Source organism: Actinocrinis sp. (assembly GCF_035938995.1).
Taxonomy (GTDB): Bacteria; Actinomycetota; Actinomycetes; order Streptomycetales; family Catenulisporaceae; genus DASZGI01.
In genome coordinates, this window is record NZ_DASZGI010000243.1 from 1 (window position 1) to 7,062 (window position 7,062).

5 protein-coding genes are annotated in these 7,062 nt (G+C 70.7%); 4 read left to right on the forward strand and 1 reads right to left on the reverse strand.

Annotation, left to right across the window (positions count from 1 at the left end):
• Positions 1 to 2,115, reverse strand: a 2,115-nt coding sequence (locus tag VGZ32_RS17150) for an acetyl/propionyl/methylcrotonyl-CoA carboxylase subunit alpha (protein WP_326887064.1), incomplete at its 3' end; no start/stop codon positions are given.
• Between the two features lie 453 nt (positions 2,116 to 2,568).
• Between VGZ32_RS17150 and VGZ32_RS17155 the strand changes: the two genes are divergently transcribed.
• The 4 genes from VGZ32_RS17155 to VGZ32_RS17170 form a co-directional block, all read left to right on the forward strand.
• The gene (locus VGZ32_RS17155; protein WP_326887065.1) at positions 2,569 to 2,700 is read left to right on the forward strand and encodes a hypothetical protein; all 132 of its coding nucleotides are present in this window, start codon (positions 2,569 to 2,571) and stop codon (positions 2,698 to 2,700) included.
• An 827-nt stretch (positions 2,701 to 3,527) separates the two neighbouring features.
• Positions 3,528 to 4,418 carry a ParB/RepB/Spo0J family partition protein gene (locus VGZ32_RS17160; protein WP_326887066.1) on the forward strand — a complete coding sequence of 297 codons (891 nt, stop codon included), beginning with the start codon at positions 3,528 to 3,530 and terminating at the stop codon, positions 4,416 to 4,418.
• A 682-nt stretch (positions 4,419 to 5,100) separates the two neighbouring features.
• Positions 5,101 to 5,325, forward strand: coding sequence for a DUF5988 family protein (locus VGZ32_RS17165; RefSeq protein WP_326887067.1), 225 nt, complete (start codon positions 5,101 to 5,103; stop codon positions 5,323 to 5,325).
• A gap of 619 nt (positions 5,326 to 5,944) precedes the next feature.
• Positions 5,945 to 7,062 (forward strand): polyketide synthase (locus VGZ32_RS17170; protein WP_326887068.1); only part of this gene is annotated, 1,118 nt, incomplete at its 3' end.

Genomic DNA, 7,062 nt, shown 5'->3' on the forward strand with positions numbered 1-7,062 from the left:
GTCCACGTCGAAGCCGAGCAGCAGGCTGCGCAGGTCCTCCTGGCCGCGGGCCAGCCGGTCCAGCACCGGGGCGGTCCCGTCTGCCTCGGGCAGGTCCAGCTCCACGGCCTCGACCGGGCCGGTGTCCTCGGCCTCGTCGTCGGCGATCGGCTCCAGCCGCAGCAGCGGGGCGCCGGTCGGCACCTGGCTGCCCACCGACACCGGCCGCTCCTTGAGCCGGGCCTTGAACGGCGCGCGCAGCACCGTCTCCATCTTCATGCTCTCCAGCACCAGCACGGGCGCGCCCGCCTCGACCTCGGCGCCGACCGCCAGCGGCGTCGCGACCACCAACGCGGGGGCGGGGGACCGCAGAACGCCGCCCTCGTCGTGGCTGACGCGGTGCGCGACGCCGTCGACCTCGACGAAGTGGACCGGTCCGTGCGTGTCGGTGACCAGCCGGAACCGGGTACCGTTCACGACGATTCGGCCGGTGTGCCGGTCGAAGCGGTCCAGTTCGACGTCCGCGGTGTGCGCCTGGTCGTCGGCGCCGATGGCGACGCGAAAGCGATGCGCCCCGATCTGTGCGACCCTCACGCGATAGCCGGCGCCGCGCAGCTTCAGATCGAGTGGCCGACCGCTCTCGTGCCGCACTTGCGGCCGCCCGCCGAACGCGGTCGAGAACAGCCGCTGCCTCTCGACGCGCTCCTCCTCCTCGTACGCCCCGATGGCGGCCGCGGCCAGCGCGACCGCCGAGTGCCGGTGCGAGACGAGCCCGCCCCGGGCGCGGACGCGGTCGATCCAGCCGGTGTCAGCGGTGGCGTCGATCACCTCGGGCTGGTCGAGCAGGTCGAGCACGAAGCTCTTGTTGGTCGCGCCGCCCTCGATGATCACGGTGGTCTCCGCCATCGCCCGGCGCAGCCTGCCCAGCGCCTCGTCGCGGTCGCGGCCGTAGGCGATGATCTTCGCGATCATCGAGTCGAAGTCGGCCGGGATCGTGTCCCCCTCGCCGACGCCGGTGTCGACGCGGATACCCGGCCCGGCGGGCAGGTCGAGCCGCAGGATCCGGCCGGGGGAGGGGGCGAAGTCGCGGTCGGGATCCTCGGCGTTGAGCCGCGCCTCGACGGCATGCCCGCGCTCGACGGGCCGCTCCCCGGTCAGCGTCCCGCCGGAAGCGACGTGCAGCTGGAGCTTGACCAGGTCGACGCCGGTGGTCGACTCCGTGATCGGGTGCTCCACCTGAAGCCGGGTGTTGACCTCGAGGAACGCGAACAGCTTGTCGCCGGGGTGGTACAGGAACTCGACGGTCGCCGCGCCGCAGTAGCCGACCGCGACGGCGAGCCGCTCGGCGGAGGCCTTCAGTTCCGCCACCTGCTCGGGGCTGAGTACCGGAGACGCGGACTCCTCGATCACCTTCTGGTTGCGCCGCTGCACGGAGCAGTCGCGCACACCGAGCGCCCACGCGGTGCCCTTGCTGTCGGCGATCACCTGGACCTCGACGTGCCGCGCACCGGTAACCAGCCGCTCCAGGAACACCACGCCGCTGCCGAACGCCCGCGCCGCCTCCTGACTGGTGCGCTCATAGGCGTCGACCAGCTCGGCTTCGCTCGTGATGACGCGGATTCCGCGACCGCCCCCGCCCGCGGTCGCCTTGAGCATCAGCGGGTAGCCGATCTCTCCCGCCGCGCGGACCGCTGCGTCCAGGGTCTCGACCGCGCCGCGGCTCCACGGCGCGACCGGCACGCCGACCTGCTCGGCGATCAGCTTCGCCCCGATCTTGTCGCCGAGCTTCCGCATCGCCTCGGCGCTCGGCCCGACGAACGCGACGCCGATCCGGGCGCACAGCTCGGCGAACGCCGGGTCCTCGGCGACGAAGCCCCAGCCGACCCACGCGGCGTCGGCCCCGGTCTCCACCAGCGCCCGTTCGAGCGCGGCGAGGTCGAGGTACGGGCGGGCGGAGGCGGGGCCCAGGTCATAGGCGATGTCGGCCTCGCGTACGAACGCGGCAGTTCGGTCGACGTCGGTATGCAGCGCGACCGTCTCGATCGGTGTCCCGGTCTGCGCTGCGAGGTCTCGGACGGCGTGGATCAGCCGCATGGCGGCCTCGCCTCGGTTGACGATGGCGACACGAGTGAACACCGATGCAGCCCTTCTTGTAGCCGGCATACGACCGGGGGTCTTCTCCCCGTTGTCTCGTCGCGGACAGTCTTACGTTAGTCGGCTGGTGGCGGCGCGGCGCCAGGGTGGAGACGACACGGTCGCGCGTCCATTCGATGTCGGGACGGGCTGACAAGACTGCACCATCCGCCAGGAGCCTTGTGGCAGGGTTCGTGGTCATGTATGTCTGCCACTCCGGCGGCTCTACCTGGCCTTCGTCATCGAACTGGAGATCTCTGCGTGCGTGGACTGCGCAAGCCGCGCCCACTTCCTGATGTATCTGGGGGATGGGCCTACTGGTTCGGGTCCCCCCGCGCCCCACTCATGTGTGCGGGTCGACTACGAGCCGGGATTACGCGATTGGGTGCTGCCCGCCGCGCTGTGCGGGCCAATTCTTGTTGCCGGCGTGGGCGACAGTGCCTTCAGGCTTCCGTCGTGGAGGACATGGACCGCGGCCTCGTCGAGGGCGAGCCGCTCAACGAGGCGGGCGTGCCGAGCGTCAACCACGATCTTCAGGCCGAAGATCACGAAGGCGTGCGCGATCGTGTCAATCCGTGCGCCCGATAGGGCGGCGCCCCCACGTGACCGGGTCCTTCACATCCGGATACTGATATGTTTCCACGTGCAGTCACCACGCCGGTCTCCTGTATCTTTGAACGGCAGCGACGATGCCGCCACCGCCCGACAACGCCGTCGGTCAGGCGCCTGTGCGATCGCCCCCGATCCAGTTCAACCATCGAGATGCCTGCGGTTCTCTCAAGGGCAAGGTCTGGTACTGCTGTTTACAACGGGAGGGGTTCCTGATGCGCAAGACGTACATGTTCGCGGGGGTTCATCACCACCCTCGGAGCACTGTTGAGACTCGCCACCCCGGGTGCCGCAGCGGCCACCCCGGTGCCGGGTTCCGCGTCCAAGCTCGCCGCACCCGCCCTCAGGCATAGCTGGTCTGCTTCGATCGCGCTGCGCTTACCGCGCGGTTCGTCTGTCGTCGCTCCTGCTGCTCACTGCGCGGCCGCTGGGCCCGTGCAGCCAGATCTGGCCCACCCGAACAACCCGCCCACCATCGTCGAGCTGATCAACTCGTACCAGGTGCGGTTTGACGTTTCCCTGGCGGTAGCCCGACATCACGGCCGGCCACAGCGCCACCCGACCGGCCGACTGCCGACAGCGCCGTCGACGGGTGTATCAGTTTTCGTATAAGCCGAACCGCAGACAACAGACGTGCTACGGCCCGGCCGCCGACCATCCGAGGCGGAGCCGGGTCGCCCCTGCAGAGACGGGAAGGAAGTACCGCCTTGATCCGGTGGTCCGAGCATGCAGAGAGCCCGCCCCACCCCCCGGATGCCGCTGCCCCGGCGGCCGCCGAAGCTGCCCCCGGGGGCGTACCACTGCCGATGCGGCAAGAGCAGAGCCGGCTGACCACGATGGTGCCGGTGGCCGCACTGGTGCCCGGCGAGTCGCCGCGCCTGCAGGGCCAGGACCGGGAGCACGTGGCCCGGCTGGCCGAGGTGGAGGGGCCGCTGCCGCCGATCCTGGTGGACCGGCGCACCATGCAGGTGATCGACGGCACGCACCGGCTGATGGCGGCCGTGCTCAAGGGCCTGTCGTCGATCGAGGTCGAGTTCTTCGACGGCAGTCCGGCCGACGCCTTCCTGCGGGCTGTCGAGGCCAACGTCGCGCACGGCTTCCCGCTGTCCCAGGCCGACCGCCGCGCAGCGGCCGAGCGCATCGTCAAGTCGCACCCGCACATGTCCGACCGCGCGATCGCGCAGACCGCGGGCCTGGCCGCCAAGACGGTCGCGACGATCCGCCGCCTGACCAGCGACGGGGCGGCGCCCGTGCGGATCGGGCTCGACGGGCGCGTCCGGCCGCTGAGCAACGTCGCGGGCCGCCGCCACGTCGCCGCGCTCATGGCCGAGCGCCCCGAAGCCTCCCTGCGCGAGCTGGCCCGCACCGCGGGAGTCTCCCCGGCCACGGTGGCCGACGTCCGCAAACGCCTGCAGCGCGGCGAGGGCCCGGTCCCGACGCAGCCGAGCGAGCCTCGGCCCCGCCCCCAGCGGCCGGCGCCGCCCACGGCCTCGGTCCTGGAGAAACTGGTCCGGGACCCGGCGCTGCGGCAGAACGAGAACGGCCGACGCCTGCTGCGCCTGCTGCGCCTGAACGCGCTCGGCGTCAAAGAACTGTCCGAGCTCGGCCCCTCGACCCCGCCGCACTGCCGCCAGCTGGTGCGGCAGCTGGCGCAGCAATACGCGCAGGTCTGGTCGGCGTTCGCCCAGGATCTGTAGGACCAGCGGTCGTCGCAGCGGTCGACAGCCCCGAGGCGGGTCGTTGTGAGATCAGGTGGGTGTCGCGCTGTGCGGACAGCGGGCACCCGCTTGTCTGTTTGCGGGGATCATCGGCCACGCCGCGTGCGCGGTGGCTGTGAGAGCGGGCGGGAGATGTAGTGGCCCCGTGCAGCTCCTGGGGGAGGGCGGCACGGGGCCGGGCGGGCGCGTCTCCAGCGGGTCGCGGGGTACGACCGGAAGGAAACGTCGGGCGCCTCGCCCCAGGCGCCCGTGTCGTCAGGGCTGCCAGTAAGAGCAGCGTAAGGGCTCGATGATGCAGTCACAAGGCGTGCGTGAACGTCCGCGCCCGCATGTCTTGTATCGCAAGGTGTCACGAAGTTCGGGCGCAGAGTCGTGCCCTTGCGTCTTGAGTGGGAAGCCCCGAAGTGTCGCTCTTCCGGTCGAGGCGGCAAAGGTCTGCCCGGACGGGCAGGTTCTCCGGCACCACTGTGCAGGACGGCTCCGCGCCGCCTGTCTGAGCGACGTAGCCGATGCGCTTGCGGACACCGGCCGGATCCGTCGAGCGGTGAAGGAAACAGCCACCGCCCACGGTTGAAAACCGGAGGCGGCAACTCCGCGACACACTTTTGGACACAGGGAAGTCCACGGCGGACATCGAGGCGTAACCTCGGCCGAATTTCCGGTGCGCGCCATCCTCATCGGCGGGCCGGCCAACTTCCCGGACGGTCTGCACATTCGGGCACTCAGCCGGCAGAACGACAAGATCAAGGCCACGGATTGCGGCGGATACGACCATTTCGAACGCCGGTCCGAGTTCGAGATAGCCGGCGGCCTGGTCGCGGTCCGGCCCGTATCCGATCACGAGATCCCGTTCGGCCGGACCATGCGCACCGCCGCGGCCGAGTAGCGCGGCGCAACCGGGCCGGTCCGCACGGTCCCGAGGTGTTCAACTGGTGCCGGATCATCAGTTGAACACCTCGCCCGGTCGACGAGCCCGCAGGTGGCGACGCCCGCGCGAGAGCCCGTCGCGGCGGGATCCTGAATCGTCCGGAATTGCTCTCTCAGGAGGCTGACGCCCCGCGCGAGGTTTCGCGGCGGTCCCAGTGGGCAAAGTTGTGGACCCGGCGCGCCAGCCGTTAGCGTGCTGCGCGGTTCGGCTCCCAAATTCGGTCGGCGTCCCCGGCCGGACTCTGGGTGAACGCGTGATGACCGGGGTGGCAGCGCGGCCGCATTGGGATTCTCGGGGCGGGGTCTGCATTTCGCGAGCCCTCTCGCGAAAGCGTTTTCGGCATATCTTCCCGCTGGTTCACGGCTGCCCTCCTTCGCCTGCCGCGAACCGGCGGCAACGGCGTTACAACGGTTTTCATCGGGTCGGCTGGCGAGCCGGGGCATGACGCGGAAATGGCGAACGAGGACAAAGGCCGCGCGAGGAAGAGTCGCCGGCCACCGATCAATGTGACCGACGTGTCGGCGCAAGGGTCATGACAGCTTCCGGGCAACGCCTACTAGCGATAGCAGGGATGGGAATGACGGCCGTGACTCACCGGCAGATCGCGATCGTGGGGATCGCTTCGCGGATGCCGAACTCGTCGGGAGCCGAGGAGTTCTGGCGGTTGCTCCAAGCGGGCGTCGACGCGATCCGCGATCGTGACACCGACCGTCCCTTCGGCCCGGATCGTGGCGGTTTCGTCAGCGGGATCGACGAGTTCGACGCGGACTTCTTCCGGATGTCCCCCCGTGAGGCCGCCGAGACCGACCCCCAGCAGCGGCTGGCCCTCGAACTGGCCTGGCAGGGCCTTGAGGACGCCGGCATCGTCGCGCCGCAGGCCACGTGTCCGCCCGCGTCGCCCACGACGGTCGCGGTCTTCCTCGGCGTCATGGCCGCCGACTACGCCGACCTCGTGGCGATGGGCGGCGCCCGCGGCATCACCCGCCACACGCTGACCGGCCTGGCCCGCTCGATGATCGCCAACCGCGTTTCGCACCTGCTGGGTCTGCACGGCCCGAGTATCACCATCGACACCGGGCAATCGTCGTCGCTGGTCGCGGTTCACCTGGCCTGCGAAAGCCTGCGCAGGGGCGAGGCCGACATCGCCCTGGCCGGTGGCGTGCACCTGCACGTCTCGCCGCTGAGCACGGCTGCGGTCGAGGCGGCGGGCGCGCTGTCCCCGGACGGCCGCTGCTTCGTGTTCGACGAGCGCGCCAACGGCTACGTGCGCGGCGAGGGCGGCGGCGTCGTCGTGCTCAAGCCACTCGCGCGCGCGATCGAGGACGGCGACCACGTCTACGCGGTCATCGAGGGCAGCGCCGTGGCGACCGGTTCCGGCGACGGCGGCCTGACCGTCCCCAGCGCCACCGCGCAAGCCCGAGCGATCGGCGACGCCCTGGGCAACGCCGGCATCGCCCCGGCTCAGGTGCAGTACCTCGAACTGCACGGCACCGGCACGCGCGTCGGCGACCCGATCGAGGCCGCCGCGGTCGGCTCGGTGTACGGAGCGTCGCGCGAGACCCCGCTCGCGGTCGGCTCGGTGAAGACCAATATCGGCCACCTTGAGGGCGCGGCCGGCATCGCGGGCCTGATCAAGACCGCGCTGTGCATCGACAACCGCGAGCTGGTGCCCAGCCTCAACTTCGTGCGGCCCAA